Raw genomic sequence first — 15,355 nt, 5'->3', positions numbered from 1 at the left:
GACTTTTCAGGGGAGCAGGTCATTCTGCGACGCCGAAATCTAAATGGCGACCTTACGAAGTGAGCGTCTATCTACTTCTCAGCGAAATTCGCATTGGAGTGACTGTCATTATATTCGATCTCGTTCTCGGCAGCGTCGTCGCAGCCGGGCTCCTCATCTATCTCGTCGCCGTCCTCGCGCGGCCCGAGCGGTTCTGAGGAGCTAGGGTGATGGCTTTGATGCTGTAACCGCCCCCCGACGGCATCGACGTGCCAAGGCGGGATCGCAACAATTTATTTTGGGAGGCGGTCATGTCGGAGATTACCACGGTCGGATTGGATCTCGCGAAGAATGTGTTCCAGGTCCACGGTGCTGACGCCAGAGGTGGCGTGGTCTTTCGCAAGAAGCTCAGAAGGTCCGCGGTGCCGGAGTTCTTCAGCAAGCTGTCGCTCTGCCTCGTGGCGATGGAGGTCTGCGGCGGCGCTCATTTCTAGTGGCGGGAGCTGGCCCGGCTTGATCATGACATCAGGCTCATCTTGCCCGCCTACGTGAAGCCGTTCGTCAAGCGGCAAAAGAACGATGCGGCTGACGCGGAGACGATCTGCGAAGCTGCGCAGCGACCGAACATGCGCTTCGTGCCAGTGAAAAGCGAAGAAACGCAGGGGGCGGCCGACGTCTTCCGCGTCCGCGAATTGCTCATCCGGCAGCGCACCCAGGCCAACAACGCGCTCCGCGGACTTCTCACCGAATACGGTCAGGTCGTGTCGCCGGGGCGCGACGAATGCCCGGCGCTTGATTGCGCTCATCGCGCACGACGAGGCGGAACTGCCAGCGATGGCACGGGCGTCGCTGAAGGTCCTGACCGCGACGCTCGCCCAGCTCGACGATCAAATCGAAACCCTGGATGCCGAGCTCACCCGTCGCGCCAGGGAGAACGACGTGGCGTGGCGTCTGATGACCATTCCGGGCGTCGGTCCGCTGATCGCGACAGCCATAGTCACGTTGGCGCCGCCGCCGGAAGCGTTCCGCAAAGGCCGAGATTTCGCGGCATGGCTTGGCCTTATACCGCGGCAGCATTCGACAGGCGGCAGGCAAAGGATCGGGGCCTTAACGAAGATGCCCGCGAAAAGATGGAGGCTTGGCGCAGGTTCTACAATGAGGACCGTCCCCACAGCGCAGTCGGCTACAACGTTCCGGTGGCGCTCATCAATCACGCCGGCGTATCCGGCCCGCCAGCGTGATCGAGCTCGGAGGTTCCAGATCCGGGTGGCCTAACGTTCGGGACAGCTGCGCTGACCGCCAGGCTCCGGTTTCGGTTGGATTAAGAATGGGGGTCACGCAAAAAGCAGGGAGCTTCGTCCGATTTACAGGCATCTGCTTTCAAAGCTCCCTCCGCAAGGCATTCGAATGCCGCAAGAGCCTTTCTCAGCGTCGCTTCCGGGTCATCGCTTGCCGCGACCCAAAGTGCCGCGTTTAGCGCCGCGCCGTTCAGGAGGCGGGCAAGCGCCTCGATGTCCACGGCCTTGATGGCGCCGGCCTGGGACAGCTCGGTCAGCGTCGCCATCGTCGATTGCAAGCAGCGGTTCTGGCTCGGCCACTGCGAGGGGTCTCCCAAGACGGACGGTCCGTCCAAAAGGACGAGCCGTTGCACCTCCGGGTCGAGTGCCATCTCCACATAGGCTCGCCCCTCGGCCATCAGCCCCGGCCAACCGCCGCCGGCCTCTCGCCCGGCCTTTTGCGCGCGTGCGGCCATCGCACTGTCGATCTTGTCGACCACCGCCGCCATGAGCCCGCGCTTGTCGCCGAAATTGTGATAGAGCGCGCCGCGGGTCAGTCCGACCGCCGCGGTCAGGTCGTCCATCGAGGCCGCGGAATACCCTTTCTCTGCGAAGGCCTTGCGGCCCGCTTCGATCAGCTTGGCGCGGGTTTCCTCCATCTTGGCCGCACGAATGCCTGACGCCATTTTTCGCCTCCACTTTACATACGCATCGTATGCCAGTTGACATACGAAACGTATGTCACTAACTCGCATACGCAGCGTATATGATAGTGCGTTGCCTACTCACCCGCAACCTTAGGAGCGTCTCATGGCCCTCAACAACGAACCCGTTTTCCCCGCCAACCGTCACGCTCTCTACGAGACGCATGGCTACTCCGCGGCGATCCGTTCGGGAGACCTGCTGTTCGTGTCCGGTCAGGTCGGAAGCCGCGAGGACGGCTCGCCTGAGCCCGACTTTGCAGCTCAGGTTCAGCTTGCTTTCGACAACCTCGAGGCCGTGCTGAAGGCCGCCGGCGCAGCGACGGCCGACATCGTCGATGTCACCACGTTTCACACCGATCCCGAAGCGCAATTCGCCACCATCATGGACGTGAAGAGCAAGGTCTTCGACAGCGCCCCCTATCCGAACTGGACCGCGATCGGTGTCAACTGGCTGGCGGGCTTCGACTTCGAGATCAAGGTCATCGCCCGTATCCCTGCCCGGGCGTGATGCCATGCGACGAACGTCTGCCGGCCATCGCGCGACGGGGGGCGCTCTTTGCGACTCTGCCTCACGATCTTTATGAACCACGAGGTGGTGTGCATCCTTGACGATGACATCGCTCCGGGTCGGACGCCGAATAGGGCGGGGTGGCGCCGCCATGCGTTGGCGCCACCGATTTTCTCCGCGGCGCCATGTTGGCGCAACCTTCGCAGGTATGGTGCGCCTAACCGGTTAATCGCAGTCTTTAGCCCCGCGGAGCGAATAGCGGAACGGCCCATGAAGGGGATCGCTAGCGGAGCAAGGCTGTGAATGCCAAGCAGCACTCAATTCGATCTGTAAGACAGCGAATTTATCCGAGGGATCGGTTCGCTGTCTCACGGCTCGGTCAAAGCGGCTTTGGCAGTCACTTCGCTTTCGTGGGACGCGGAATGATGTCGTTCGCAGGGCAAATAGAGGGAGGCAAAGAATGCGCAGCGACAGTGAGACTTGGTTTCTAAGCCATGACCAGAATGTGCAAGACCCCAGGCTGCCTGAAGGCGTGGAATACCATCGTGTCTATGCTGGTCAAAAATCCCAGTTTATCCGCGGAGTCATCGCGATCGTCCTGCTGTTTGCGGGTTTAGTTGCCCTTGCGCAACTTTGCCTGGCCATCGTCTCGACGGTCGAAGAACGTTTCTATGAGGGGGATAGTCTTACGCCTTTGCGTCATGCTGCCGGATTGTTCTCGCTCGCTCTTCTTATTCCATACAGCATGCTGATCCAGCATTGGTTATACGGACTTCCCGCCGGCTCGTTGCATTCGGTCGCCGGCAGCTTTCGCTTCAGTGTTTTTGGCCGCTCTCTGCTTGCTTTCGGCCCCTTTCTCCTCACCGTCATGTCAGTCGGGTTCCTTCTTTCGCCGGTTGAAACGATTCCATGGAGCACGGCCGATCTGGTCGCGTTCTTTATCATCGGCATGACGCTCACCCCGCTTGCAGCGGCCGGCGAGGAATACGGATTCCGCGGCGTGATGTTCCGGGTCGTCGGCAGCTGGACGCGTGGATCACTGTCCGGCGCACTCCTGGGCATCGTTGCAACGACCGTTCTTTTCTCGCTGTTCCACGGCACTCTCGACCCCTACATTCTTGGCTCTTACCTCGTGCTCTTCGGCGCAATGGCTATCATAACGTGGAGGACGGGTGGCCTTGAGGTCGCCGCCGTGCTGCACGGGACCTATAACGTCAGCGCCCTAGTTCTTGCCACGACGCTTCACGTCGATCTTGGAGGGGACCTGAGCAGTCGCGGCGAGATCGTCGGAACACCAGCCAACCTGGTGCCGAGCGCGGCAATCGCGGTGATCACGGCGATTGTCTGGTGGACGACGCGAAAGTCGGGACCCGCGCGGACACCTGTCAATGGGTTACGGATATAGGCTGAGATGCCGTGCCGAGGGGAGCGGTATAGCCGCCTCTTGGTGCTGCGGAATGGCGCGAGTTACGGCCCATTCCTCCGAGATCAACAAGGCCGTCGATACTCTTGAGCAGTTGATCCGCCAAGTCGCTGGTCCTTCTCGAAGCTTTGGAACAGCGCTCTCCCGGATATCTGCGGCCCTCCCCATCATCGCCAGATCTCCCATGCGCTGGAGACGCGAACAGGTGGCCCTGCAATTTCCAGACTGCTTGTTTCAATGCCATCTCCGCTTCGCGAAAATTCATCCGGAGCGACGCGAACGATTGTCCTCCATCTGCCGGGATATCTGTCCGGATATCCCATCCATGAATTGTGCGAGCATTCGGGATATTTCGAGATCCCGCGTCACCGTTCTGGCGAGATGGGCCCGTTTGCGCAGACCATGCAGATGCCCTTACGTCACGGCGCCCGCAATCCGTGATTTTCCTTATCACGCCACTTTGGCGCAATCTTGGTCGGCATATTGCACCTGCACGGCAGGTCGCAGGCATGCGGCCTGCTGGCGCGAACGAGCATAATGACACCAAAGGTCGACGAAAATGCAACTTTTCTTCCTCACTCGCAGCCATGCAACGGCAACGCGCCTTTTTCTCGCGACTGCACTCGCCATTTCGGTGGCAGGGTGCATGACGGACAACGGCTCTTCCTCAGAAAGTTTGGAGAGAGCTCGGCTGCAAAACCTGACCGCCGAGACCGCGCTAAACGCTCAGATCATGTCCGACCGCGCGCGCGAACAGCGATGCGACCGCGATCCCAGTCGGCGAGAATGCTGACACGGTCGAGCGTCAGGCCGACAGTTCCACCATCTGACGGACATCAATTTCCGCGGTGCGCGGCATGCGCTGTTAACACCGACCGGCCCCGTTGATTACAGACGGAATACCCGAGCCATGACCGCTTGGAACGGGCACTGCGAGATCAATCTCGCCGATGCGCCCGTTCCGGCAGCATCCCGGTCAGTTTGGCGGTTGGCCGCCTCGATGGTCGACGTCCGCGTGGCGTCGTCCTCGATGCGGTTCGGCCGCCGGGCACGAACAAGAGGGTCAGAATGACACCCGTAAATCATGTCTCCAGATCCCTCGAACCTCCCTCACTATCCGCGATCGGTATCGGGATCTCGGTCTATTACTTGCTGCTCTCCTGGACGACGCTGGTGGCCGGAGATACGGGCAGCGATCGGCTCGTCCTGCACGGTATCATCGGGTCCTTTGGAGGTGGTGTGGCCGGTTTGGGCGGGTTCGCCGCAGTCTATTTCCTGAGATCGCGAAGTCTCTTTGCTCTCGGTGTCCGGCCAGTCCGGGCGCAGTGGATCATTCCCGCAATCGCACTGGGCATCGCCGGCTATGGCGTCAGCCTGATCGTCCAGCACGTTTCCGGGGTATCAGGCCAATTGGTCGATGATCCTCAGCCCACATTGCGCGCATCCGTCCAGGCCGGTCTAATGCCCTTCGTGTTGTCCTTCATCGGAGGCGCGATCCTTACGCCAATCGGAGAAGAGTTCCTGTTTCGTGGTGTCGTAGCGAATGCTCTGAACAGATATGGTGCCTGGGCCGGTGTCGGGCTGAGCGCGCTCATCTTCGGCATCGTGCATGGATCGGGCATGACCCTGCTGCTCGCGATCACGATTGGCCTGCTTTCAGGCATGCTCTTCCGAACGACCGGTTCCGTTTGGCCGTCCGTCGGTCTTCATGCCACCTATAACGGCATGCACAGCATGGCTTATGCGTTTTCCTGAAGGGCGCTCGCCATATTATTTGCCGCCGAAGCCATCGGTAAGGAAGTTTCTTGTCCGGTCAGATCGGTCTCGGGCCACGATTGCGAGATGTCTGTGAACAGCGGCGCCGGCGCCTTGCGCGAACATCACCGGGGGCTGAGTGTCACACGGACCACGGTCCCACCCGCGGATGCATCGAGGATCTCGACCTCTCCAGCGTGCAGGTCAACGACCTGACGCACGAGATTGAGGCCAAGACCGCTTCCGCTGGCCCGCGGGCGAAGACGGTGGAAAGGCTCGAACACGCGCTCACGCTCCTCGGGTGGAATTCCGGGGCCGTCGTCCTCGACCTCGAAGCCGGCACGAATGACCCGGACGATGACGTTATGCCCGCCATGGTCAAGTGCGTTCTGAACGAGGTTCATGAGCACGCGCTCCAGCGCGGCGGCATCGCCGATGCAGGTGGTACTTCCCAGGATCTCGAGTTCGATGGAGCACTCGCGGGCGATCACGAGCGGGGCCAGGTCTGCGACGACGCGCCTTGCGAGCGCCGCAAGGTCGACTGACGTATCGTCGCGGTTGGTATCCAGACGGTGCAGATCGAGAAGCTGCTCCGTCATGGTCGCGAGCCGCTGCACATCGGGCGCTAGGGAGCGGATGGCTTCGTTTTGGGTCGCTTCCACCTTGCTCGACAGAACCGCGATGGGTGTCCGCAACTCGTGTGAGGCGGAGGCAATGAACCGCTTCTGACGCTCGTATCCCTCGTCGAGGCGGCGGAGGGCGTCGTTCATGGCGCGCACAAGCGGGGCGATTTCGCTCGGAACGTGGGCTTCGCTCAGACGGCGCCCGCGGCTCTCGGCGTCGATCTCCTCTGCTTCCTGCGCGATCCTTGTGACGCCAGCGAGGGACCGTCGGACAATCCACGGAATGAAGATCAACGAGGTCAGCGTCAGCACAAGGAAGATTGGCAGGATCGCGGTGTTGGTCGCGAACAGAAGGACAAAGCTGAGTTCGGACAGCGCGCCGTGTCCGAGAATGGTCAGGGGGCCGATCTCCGTCGTCTCCCTCCGGATCGCCGCCGCGAGGTTGTAGGGCGCGGCACGGTCCCTCAACTGAGCGTAGGAGATATCGCTCAGGCGGCCTTCGAGAGAGGCGTAGTGGTCGGGCACGGTGCCGAAGGTCACGCTTTCGCCGCTGTCATCCTCGGCCACGAACCACAGATCGGGCGTCTCGACCCGCAAGTCGGCCAGTTCGGGTGTCGTGGCGACGACGAGGCCGCCTTCCGCGTCACGCTCCACAGCGTTTGCAAAAATCGGGATGATCCGCTCGTCGGTATACGGTCCGCCGCTATCGAGACGGATTGCAATTGCGATCAGGATCGCGAACGAGGCGAGGAGGATGACAAACTGGACGAGCAGCGGATAGACGATCAGCGGCCGCTTGAGCGACGGACGCCCTTTCACGAGACCTCTCTCAGAAGGTAGCCCACTCCGCGGATCGCATGGATTTCGATCCGTGCTTCCGCCGCGTTCAACCTTCGGCGCAATCTCGAGATGTGCGAGTCGAGAGTGTTCGACTGGATCTCGTCGTCAAAGCCGAAGACCGCGTTCTCGAGCGCCTCGCGCTGCACGGTCCGCCCGCGGCGTTGAATCAGAGTTGCAAGCACACGCAATTCCCGCCGCGGCACGTCGATGCGCGCGCCGTTCACGGTCACCTCCTCGTGCGCGAGATCGTAGACGACGCCCCCGGCGCGGATGTCCGCGCCGGCCAGTTCGGCGGGACGCCGCCGGACCGCGCGTATCCGCGCAAGCAGTTCGTCCGTCGAAAACGGCTTGGTGAGGTAGTCGTCCGCTCCGGTGTCGAGGCCCGCGACCCGGTCGGCCACCCCGTTACGCGCACTGAGCACGATGACGTGAACGCCGGGATTGCTGGCGCGCAAGGAGGGCAGGAGCGATAGGCCTTCACCGTCCGGCAGGGTACGGTCGAGCAGGACGAGATCGAAGGGTGCGAGGGATGCGGCATCGCGTGCGGCCTCCAGACTGGCAGCATGATCCACGACGAAACGCTCTCGTTCGAGAGCGGCTCGCAGGGTCTCCGCGAGCCGAGGCTCGTCTTCGATCAGAAGAAGTCTCACGGCATGTCCTCGAAGTTCCGGGTGCGCGGTTGGGGGGCTATCGGCCGCGGCGCGAGGTCGACGTAGTCCAGTCTCGACATGTGCCGCAAGCGGCAAAAATGGATACACGTGACACCTTGGCGGCGCAGCGCCGAAGAACGGCGGCGTCGACCCGGCGTGCTTCCGGAAACGCTGAGTGGCATGTGGTTCTGGTCATGCCACGGTCTCGGAACCGCAACGCTGCGGACACGCCTGTCCAGTGCTCCGCCGTCCGGACCGGGAGCCGGCCGACCCGGTACAGGCCGGCCAGCGGCTTGCGTTAAGGACGCTCTTCTACCTTGGCCGGCGGAAAAAGACGTACCCGGCATGATAGAGAACGCCGTCCCTGAACTGTCCGTCGGCATAAAAGCCGGTGTCGTCCCAGTACTGGATGATGTCCCCGGTCACGCGGTACCGGCCTTGCCAAGCGCTTTCACGGGTGCCGCGGGCCTCGTCGTAGCGACCGTTGTCGAGAAGCTCGTGACGGATGTGCCCATCCTCCGTGACCCACATCCCGACATAGGGGTGATCCTGGAGTTCGGTCTTGGAAGCGGGCCTCGGCCCGGGCGGGAAATCGGTGGTGACGAATTGGCCCTCGGCCCCCGTCGCGCTCATGAGGGCGACCCCGCCGCCGAGAAGCATTGCGAAAACGCCATCTTGCATAGTCCTCATTCCAGTTTCTCCTGTCTTTCAGGGTGGGTCTGCCGGAGCTGCCCCCCTGTCGTCTCGGCCATCGGGGTCCGGTCCCGCGCATCGTTTGCGGTCGCATTGGCGATGCGCACCGTGATGGCACGCATCGGTCCTGTGCGCGGGCCCTGACGTCGGGCCGTCCGGAGGCGGTGCAATCGCGCGCCGCCTTCCGGGTCGGATGGGATGCCTCACTCGGCGGCAAGCGCAGGATCGAAGTCGGTGGACTTCGACAGGTCGGACCATTTGGCCAGTTCGGCCTGACGGGCCTCGTAGGCCTGACCCAGATACCGGACGGCGTCAGAGCCCATCGCGAGCCGCAGCGGCGGCTCGGCCTCGTGGATCAGGCGCACGAGCGCCCTGCCGAGCTTGGCGGGGTCCCCCGCCTGCTTTCCATCCTGCGTGCCGTAGAAGCCTTCGGTCTGTTCGCCAAACGCGGCATAGTCGGCGATCCGCTTGTCGCCGAAGCGGACCGAGCTGCCGCCCAGGAAGTCCGTGCGGAAGAAGCCCGGCTCGACGATCGTCACGCCGATCCCGAAGGATTTCACCTCCAGCGCCAGGCATTCCGAGAACCCCTCGACCGCGAATTTCGTGGCGCAGTAGATGCTTGCGATGTCGAAGCCGAGCGCGCCGCCGATGGAGGAGAAGTTGAAGATGTGACCACCCCTCTGGGCGCGCATGTGCGGCAGCACGGCGCGGGTGACATGCATCAGCCCATGGACGTTCGTGTCGAACTGCCGCGCGATGGTCCTGGCCTCGATCTCCTCGAAGACGCCGAGCTGGCCATAGCCTGCGTTGTTGACCAGAACGTCGATGCGGCCGAACCGAGCGACCGCCTCTGCCGCGGCTTGGGTGGCGCGGTCGGCGTCGGTAACGTCGAGGGCAAGCGCCAGCACGTTGTCGCCTTCGTGCAGCGCGGCCTTCACGGCCTCCGCATTGCGGCCCGTTGCCACGACCTTTTCGCCCGCCGCGAGCGCGGCCTTCGCGATTTCCAGGCCCATGCCGCGCGATGCGCCGGTGGTGAACCATACCTTGCCGTCGTGTGCCATGTCGGTCTCCATCGTTTTTTTGGAGCGGCCCGTGATCGACCGTCCTTCATCCGGCAAGATGGCGAATATGGCTGGCAGGGCGGTAGATCGATCGTCCGCAATGATTGCCTGATCCTCGCCGGCGGCCGTGATTTCTGTTGAGCCTTTAGGAGCGGATCGCGACAAGGAAACAGATGATGGGCCAAGTTAAGCGGGTTTCGCATGTCGGAATGTCTCCGCGTCCTCACCAAGGACATTGCACAATGGACGAGAGTTGACGGCGTCCATGCAACGCCCGTTCCGCGCCTGCACCTGATCAGAAGCGGGGCGCCCACGCAGGAGGTCCACGCCGTCCACGAGCCTGCGATCTGCATCGTCTTGCAGGGGGCCAAGCGCGTCCTGCTCGGGGATCGCGTCTATGACTACGGTCCCACGCATTATCTCGCCGTATCGTTCGATCTGCCCATCGTCGGTCAGATCACCGAGGCGACGCTGGAAGAGCCCTATCTGTGCATGAGGCTCGACATCGAAGCCGGCCAGCTTGCCGAGCTGGCGGCGCGGCTGCCCGGGGACAGCACGCACGAAGGTGATGCGCCGGGCCTGATGCTTGGCCGGACAACACAGGAGATCCTGGATGCCGCTGGGCGTCTGCTGAGCCTCCTGGAGACACCGGAGGACATTCCGGTACTGGCCCCGCTCTACGAACGCGAACTGCTCTACCGTGTCCTGAGCGCGCCGGGCGGACGGGCGGTTGCCCGCGCCGTCCTCGGCCCCGGTCCCGAGCGCCATGTCGCCCGCGCAATCGCCTGGCTTCGCGAACGCTACCGCGAGCCCTTCGAGATGGCGCGCCTTTCGGAGGCCGCGCGGATGCAGCCCTCCGCGCTCCACCAGCACTTCAAGGCCATCACGCGGACGTCTCCGCTCCAGTACCAGAAGCGTCTTCGTCTGCTGGAAGCCCGGCGCCTGATGCTCTTCGAGTCACACAGCGCCGCCGAAGCCGGCTTTGCCGTCGGCTACGAGAGCCCGTCGCAATTCTCCCGCGAGTATCGGCGCGCGTTCGGGAACCCGCCGATGCGCGATATCGAGACATTCGAGGTCCGAATGTCGGTCGCCGCATCGTTGTGAGAGCCGACGGGCCCTTCGGGAGTCAGTAGCCGGGCCTGGCCTTGGGTCGCGGGCAGTATGCCCAAGGTGAGAAGCGGCTCCCGTTGCGCGCGGCACAAGAATCATACGTCCCCGGACCGGAACGAGCGGCGGCGCTCGACCTTGACGACGAGAACGAGGGACGCCGTCAGCAGGAGACCCGCGTTGAACGGGTGGAAGGCGAGGGCGGCCGGCCCGGACGAGGCCAGCGCCAGCTGGAGCGCGTAAAGCAGCGTCAGCACCCCGGTCCACCAACCGAACCCCCGCAGGCGCGGCAGCACGAGCGAGTAGCCAAGGATCGCGAGGACCCAGATCCCGATGAGCCCGCCAAGCGTGCCGTGGGGCTCCCATGACAGGCTGCCGAAGAGCGCCTGACCGGCGACGATGAATTGCAGGCCTATGAGCGCGGGAAGGCTGAAAGCCGCAGCGATGAACGGGCGCGGCGTGCCGCGGTCGAGGTCGACCAGCGTGTCGTGTGTCGGATGCGTCATGGGTCAGGCCGCCGATCGGGTGCGGGCGGGCGTTGCCGCGATGAAGGCCTCGAGGGCGCCGACATAGCTTTGCCGGGCCGCCGCCAGTTCCTCTGCCGTCAGCCTGTCCGCCCGAAAGACGAGATGCGGGGCGTGCCAGGGCAGGCCGCAGCGCAGCGCGGTTGCTCGCAGCGGTGCCAGGAGTTCGTGCATCGTGAAATGGTTGGCGCCTCCGCGGGCATAGGCATCAGGCACATTGCCGGCGGTCGCCGCAACCATCACCGGCGTGCCGGCGAGCCTGTCCCCCTCGGTGTCGGCATGGATGTAGTACATCCGCGTCAGGACGGAATCTTGCCAGGCCTTGAGCAGGGCCGGCGTCGAATACCACTGGACCGGAAACTGGAGAACGATGCGGTCAGCCTCGATGAGCGCGCGGGCTTCGGCCTCGGCATCGGCGAGCATGTCGATCGCGCCACCGGGATAACGGGCCTGCATGTCGATCACGGTCGTGCCGGGAACGGTCGCGGCCGCTTCGCTCAAAGCCCTGTTCACCTTCGAGGTTTTGATATCGCGGTGAAAAAGCAGGATGAGTGTTCGGGTCATGGTAGCCTCCTTGGGCGTGGAACTGATCCGAAAATGGAAGCCCGCAGAAAATTCTTCCAACGGATATAAAGTATACCATATTATTCATCTCATGAATTTACGTGGCATCGATCTCAATCTTCTCGTCGTCCTCGACGCGCTGCTGGAGGAAGGGCATGTCAGCCGCGCCGCGCAGCGGCTGAACATGTCGCAGCCTGCCGTATCCAGCGCCCTTCAGCGCTGTCGCGACGTCTTCGGAGACACGCTTCTGGAGCGGGGGGGCGGTCGCATGACCCGCACGCCCCTCGCTCAGGCGCTTCGCGCCCCGTTGCGATCGATCCTCGCGGAGGTGGAGGCGCTGCTGGAGCCCGGAGACATCCCGCTGGATCGGGTGGAGCGCGTGGTCCGGATCACGGCGGCGGACGACCCGACCGCAATGCTGGCGCACCCGTTGATGGAGGAGCTGGCGCGGACGGCGCCGGGCATCACCATCGTCTTCAGGCCCTGGCAGGGGCAGGAGGCGGTGACGCGGGAACTCCTCGACGGGGAGACGGACCTCGCCATCGCCGTCTTCGATCAGGAGATCGAGAATGTCGAGATCCACACGCTGCTGGACATCGAAAACGTGGTCGCCATGCGCGCGGATCATCCCGCCGCCGCCGTTTTCGACCTCGATGCCTGGCTGGACTGGCCCCACGTGGTGGTGTCCGGACATGGCGATCTTCGCACCGCCTTGGATCTCCAACTCGCATCATCGGGGCGTCGGCGGCAGGTCGGGCTGGTGGTTCCGTCGTTCCAGCTCGTGCCGCGCGTGCTTGCGGCGACCGATTTCATCGCCATGCTTCCCCGACAGAGTATCGAGGCGCAGGCCGGTTTCGGCTTGGCCGTTCGCTCACCGCCGATCCGGATCGACGACTTCCCGTTGCACCTGGCATCGCACACCCGACAGGCGCGCGATGTGGCCGTTCAACACGTCGCGGGCGTCATTCGGGCGGCTTTCGAGCAGGTCCAGATGTCGAAGCCTGCCGTTCGGCCGACATAGCACCAGGTTCGCGGAGTGCAGCGCTGATGCACGATCCGGGCATGACCGAGCCTCGGGTTCCGGCCACGATCTCACACCTTTTTCGAACGCGCCATGTTCACGCAACCTTTGGCCGGCATGACCCGCGCCGAAAGCAGGGCGCCGCCAAGCGCGTCGCCATTGCCCTGAAGGTCGCGGGATCGAACGGACAGCCAGGCGCAAGTGTTCAAGGACGTCACCGAAGGTGTCGATGGTTTCGGGAGCGGTTCATGCCGGAGAATGACAGGGTGGTCGCCCGCGAAGGCGTCAAGATAGAGGAACGGGTGGTCCCGGTTCCATCCTCGATCAGTCCGGAGGCACAGGCCCGGCTGAAAGCGGCCGTCGGACCGGACGGCACCCCTCTGAACGCGATCTACACCGTGCCGGCCCCCGGGGATCATGAGGTTTGGCGCAGCATGAGAGAGGCGGCGGACGCGCAGTATGCCGCCGCTATGAAGGACCGTGCCGTGTGCGACACGGCCGAAGTGGAAACCATCCGGATCGGCGATGCGACCGTTCATGTCGCCACCCCGTCCGATGTCGCGTTTTCCGGATGCGTCTATATCGACCTGCACGGCGGGGCATTCGTGTTCGGCGGCGGCGAGGCCTGCCGCGAAAGCGCGCGCAACCAGGCGGCGGCGCACGGGCTGCTTTGCTACGGCGTCGATTATCGCATGCCTCCGGATCATCCGTTTCCCGCGGCGCTCGACGATTGCCTCGCTGTCTACGAAAGCGTGGCAGGGCGGTTCGGGGCTGACCGGGTCGTGATAGGCGGCCGTTCCGCTGGCGGCAACCTGGCTCTGGCAACAGTTCTGCGCGCGCACGACGAAGGCATGACGCCACCCGCCGGCCTTGTCCTGCTCTCGCCCGAAGCGGATCTGACGGAGTCGGGCGACAGCTTTCAGGTGAACCGTACCGTGGATGTCGTTCTTCCGAATCCGCTGATGTCGGCGAACCTGCTTTATGCGAACGGCGCCGACCTCGCGCACCGCTACCTGTCGCCTCTCTTCGGCGAGGTCTTCGACGGGTTCCCGCCGACCTTCATCCAGAGCGGCACCCGCGATCTCTTTCTGTCGAACGCCGTGCGGCTGCACCGAGCCATGCGGCGCCGAGATGTCGACGCCGACCTGCATGTCTTCGAAGCGATGCCGCATGGCGGTTTCGGCGGATGTCCGGAGGACGGCGAATTGCTGACCGAGGTCGCGGGGTTCATCCGCAAAACGCTCCGCGGTGCCTGAATGACTGAGCGCCGACGCCTGCACGACGCGCGCCCCGGAATTCCGGACAATTCGGGCGTGCGATACGCCCACTGGATTTTAGTCGCTCTGCTGGGCATCGCGGCGGTGCCCTTCGCGAGTGCCGAGACACGCCTCGATCATGGAGGAACGACCGTGCCGCAACATGAAGACATCGTCGCCGCGGGGCCCCTCGGCGCATTGGGGGGAACCCTGACCATACCGGCCGAGGAAGGCCCGCTTGCGGACGAGGTTCCCGTGCTCCTCATCGTGCCGGGGTCCGGACCGACGGACCGCGACGGCAATTCTCCACTTGGCATCTCGGCGGCGCCCTACAGATTGCTCGCCGAAGCGCTGGCGGAGCGAGGCTATCCGTCGGTGCGCATCGACAAGCGCGGGATGTTCGGCTCCGCAGGCGCGATAACGGACCCCAACGATGTCACGATCTCTGCCTACGGCGACGATCTTGTGTCCTGGACGCGCGCGATCCGGATGCGTCTTCCCTCGCAGGAGGGTGTGCGCTGCGTCGTCCCGCTCGGGCACAGCGAGGGCGGGCTCATCGCCCTCGCTTCGCTTCCGCGCCTGCCAGACGCCTGCGGTCTCATCCTAATCTCCAGCCTCGGCCGGCCGTTCGACGCGGTGCTGCGCGCGCAACTGCACGCCAACCCGGCGAATGCAGCGGTCCTCGACGAGGCGGACAGGGCGATCGCGCAGCTCAAGCAAGGCGCGCGCGTCGATGCCGGCGCGCTCAGCCCGGCCCTTCAGCCTATTTTTAGCACGGAAGTTCAGGGCTTTCTGATCGATGCGTTTTCCTACGACCCGGTCGCTCTGGCAGCCGAGGTCGAGGTTCCCATGCTCGTCATTCAGGGCATGCGCGATCTCCAAGTGGGCGAGGCAGACGCGCGCGCGCTGGCAAGCGCCGCGCCAGAAGCGACCCTCGCTCTCCTTCCGGAGGTCAACCACGTGCTCAAGGTCGTGGACTCTGATGATCGCTCGGCCAACCTCGCGACGTATTCGGATCCGGCTCTGCCGATCGCGTCGTCAGTGGTGGACGCCGTCACGCAGTACCTCGAGCGCGCGCCGCGCCGGGCACCGGCTGAACGTCCGTGAGTGGGAGGCGCTGGCTTGGCGGTAGGGCTCCGCGAAAGACCGAGTACGGAGACCCGAGAGAAATCCACCCGGGCTGATTGGCCGCAGTCTGCGCAGGGCAGGGTGGCCATCCTCTTTGCGGCGCGCCCGTCGACCGGCGGACCCGTCATGGCTCTGTGTCGGGCGCTCTCGATAACCCGCGTGCGGATCCGCAGTCCGGGATGCGCGATGTCACGCAAACCACGAAATATCCTATAGGAGTACGCCTTGAAGACCGGAATTCT

General features: G+C 63.9%; 17 protein-coding genes and 1 pseudogene. 11 read left to right on the top strand and 7 right to left on the bottom strand.

What is annotated here, in order from left to right:
- From kdpF to RISW2_RS25935, 3 genes and pseudogenes are all read left to right on the top strand, one after another.
- The coding region (gene kdpF / locus RISW2_RS25710) for a K(+)-transporting ATPase subunit F (protein ID WP_244437686.1) at window positions 1-197 on the top strand (197 nt) is incomplete at its 5' end.
- A gap of 93 nt (window positions 198-290) precedes the next feature.
- Window positions 291-1,137, top strand: a pseudogene (locus RISW2_RS20425) (IS110 family RNA-guided transposase); the annotation flags it as partial.
- The gene (locus tag RISW2_RS25935) at window positions 1,110-1,220 is read left to right on the top strand and encodes an integrase core domain-containing protein (RefSeq protein ID WP_425277801.1); all 111 of its coding nucleotides are present in this window, start codon (window positions 1,110-1,112) and stop codon (window positions 1,218-1,220) included. The pseudogene RISW2_RS20425 and the gene RISW2_RS25935, both read left to right, overlap by 28 nt.
- Before the next feature lie 80 nt (window positions 1,221-1,300).
- Here RISW2_RS25935 and RISW2_RS20420 read toward each other — a convergent pair whose 3' ends face one another.
- Complete coding sequence (locus RISW2_RS20420) at window positions 1,301-1,942, bottom strand: TetR/AcrR family transcriptional regulator (protein WP_051492209.1); 642 nt, start codon at window positions 1,940-1,942, stop codon at window positions 1,301-1,303.
- A 124-nt stretch (window positions 1,943-2,066) separates the two neighbouring features.
- On the opposite strand from RISW2_RS20420, the gene RISW2_RS20415 reads away from it, so the two are divergent.
- From RISW2_RS20415 to RISW2_RS20405, 4 genes are all read left to right on the top strand, one after another.
- Window positions 2,067-2,468 carry a RidA family protein gene (locus RISW2_RS20415; RefSeq protein ID WP_043774514.1) on the top strand — a complete coding sequence of 134 codons (402 nt, stop codon included), beginning with the start codon at window positions 2,067-2,069 and terminating at the stop codon, window positions 2,466-2,468.
- A 460-nt stretch (window positions 2,469-2,928) separates the two neighbouring features.
- Window positions 2,929-3,873 carry a CPBP family intramembrane glutamic endopeptidase gene (locus RISW2_RS20410; RefSeq protein ID WP_043774513.1) on the top strand — a complete coding sequence of 315 codons (945 nt, stop codon included), beginning with the start codon at window positions 2,929-2,931 and terminating at the stop codon, window positions 3,871-3,873.
- A gap of 577 nt (window positions 3,874-4,450) precedes the next feature.
- Window positions 4,451-4,684, top strand: a complete 234-nt coding sequence (locus RISW2_RS25525; protein ID WP_211238731.1) for a hypothetical protein — start codon at window positions 4,451-4,453, stop codon at window positions 4,682-4,684.
- 275 nt (window positions 4,685-4,959) lie between these two features.
- Window positions 4,960-5,646, top strand: coding sequence for a CPBP family intramembrane glutamic endopeptidase (locus RISW2_RS20405; protein WP_051492208.1), 687 nt, complete (start codon window positions 4,960-4,962; stop codon window positions 5,644-5,646).
- Between the two features lie 125 nt (window positions 5,647-5,771).
- On the opposite strand, the gene RISW2_RS20400 is transcribed toward RISW2_RS20405, so the two are convergent.
- The 4 genes from RISW2_RS20400 to RISW2_RS20385 form a co-directional block, all read right to left on the bottom strand.
- Window positions 5,772-7,088: a sensor histidine kinase gene (locus tag RISW2_RS20400; protein ID WP_043774510.1), complete on the bottom strand. Its 1,317-nt coding sequence runs from the start codon at window positions 7,086-7,088 to the stop codon at window positions 5,772-5,774.
- Complete coding sequence (locus RISW2_RS20395) at window positions 7,085-7,759, bottom strand: response regulator transcription factor (protein ID WP_043774508.1); 675 nt, start codon at window positions 7,757-7,759, stop codon at window positions 7,085-7,087. Before RISW2_RS20395 ends, RISW2_RS20400 begins: the two co-directional genes overlap by 4 nt.
- Before the next feature lie 312 nt (window positions 7,760-8,071).
- Complete coding sequence (locus RISW2_RS24250) at window positions 8,072-8,440, bottom strand: Atu4866 domain-containing protein (RefSeq protein WP_244437685.1); 369 nt, start codon at window positions 8,438-8,440, stop codon at window positions 8,072-8,074.
- Between the two features lie 215 nt (window positions 8,441-8,655).
- A complete protein-coding gene (locus RISW2_RS20385) occupies window positions 8,656-9,513 on the bottom strand; it encodes an oxidoreductase (RefSeq protein WP_084615500.1) in 858 nt (285 codons plus the stop codon).
- 201 nt (window positions 9,514-9,714) lie between these two features.
- On the opposite strand from RISW2_RS20385, the gene RISW2_RS20380 reads away from it, so the two are divergent.
- Complete coding sequence (locus RISW2_RS20380) at window positions 9,715-10,617, top strand: AraC family transcriptional regulator (protein WP_043774504.1); 903 nt, start codon at window positions 9,715-9,717, stop codon at window positions 10,615-10,617.
- A gap of 101 nt (window positions 10,618-10,718) precedes the next feature.
- Here the strand turns inward: RISW2_RS20380 and RISW2_RS20375 are convergent, their stop codons facing one another.
- Both RISW2_RS20375 and RISW2_RS20370 read right to left on the bottom strand, forming a co-directional pair.
- Entirely contained in the window at window positions 10,719-11,126 is a 408-nt protein-coding gene (locus RISW2_RS20375; RefSeq protein ID WP_043774502.1) for a DUF6220 domain-containing protein, read from the bottom strand.
- A 3-nt stretch (window positions 11,127-11,129) separates the two neighbouring features.
- Window positions 11,130-11,708 (bottom strand): NAD(P)H-dependent oxidoreductase, encoded by a 579-nt coding sequence (locus RISW2_RS20370; protein WP_043774501.1) that lies wholly within the window; start codon window positions 11,706-11,708, stop codon window positions 11,130-11,132.
- Between the two features lie 16 nt (window positions 11,709-11,724).
- Here RISW2_RS20370 and RISW2_RS20365 point away from each other — a divergent pair, with 16 nt between their 5' ends.
- The 3 genes from RISW2_RS20365 (at window position 11,725) to RISW2_RS20355 (ending at window position 15,092) form a co-directional block, all read left to right on the top strand.
- A complete protein-coding gene (locus RISW2_RS20365; RefSeq protein WP_244437688.1) occupies window positions 11,725-12,729 on the top strand; it encodes a LysR family transcriptional regulator in 1,005 nt (334 codons plus the stop codon).
- A gap of 248 nt (window positions 12,730-12,977) precedes the next feature.
- Window positions 12,978-13,985 (top strand): alpha/beta hydrolase, encoded by a 1,008-nt coding sequence (locus RISW2_RS20360; protein ID WP_043774499.1) that lies wholly within the window; start codon window positions 12,978-12,980, stop codon window positions 13,983-13,985.
- The gene (locus RISW2_RS20355; RefSeq protein ID WP_084615496.1) at window positions 13,986-15,092 is read left to right on the top strand and encodes an alpha/beta hydrolase; all 1,107 of its coding nucleotides are present in this window, start codon (window positions 13,986-13,988) and stop codon (window positions 15,090-15,092) included.
- Window positions 15,093-15,355: the final 263 nt, after the last annotated feature.

The sequence above is a fragment of the Roseivivax isoporae LMG 25204 genome (assembly GCF_000521865.1).
GTDB lineage: Bacteria > Pseudomonadota > Alphaproteobacteria > Rhodobacterales > Rhodobacteraceae > Roseivivax > Roseivivax isoporae.
Note: the sequence above shows the minus strand (reverse complement) of the source record. Positions and strands in the feature narration are given on the sequence as shown.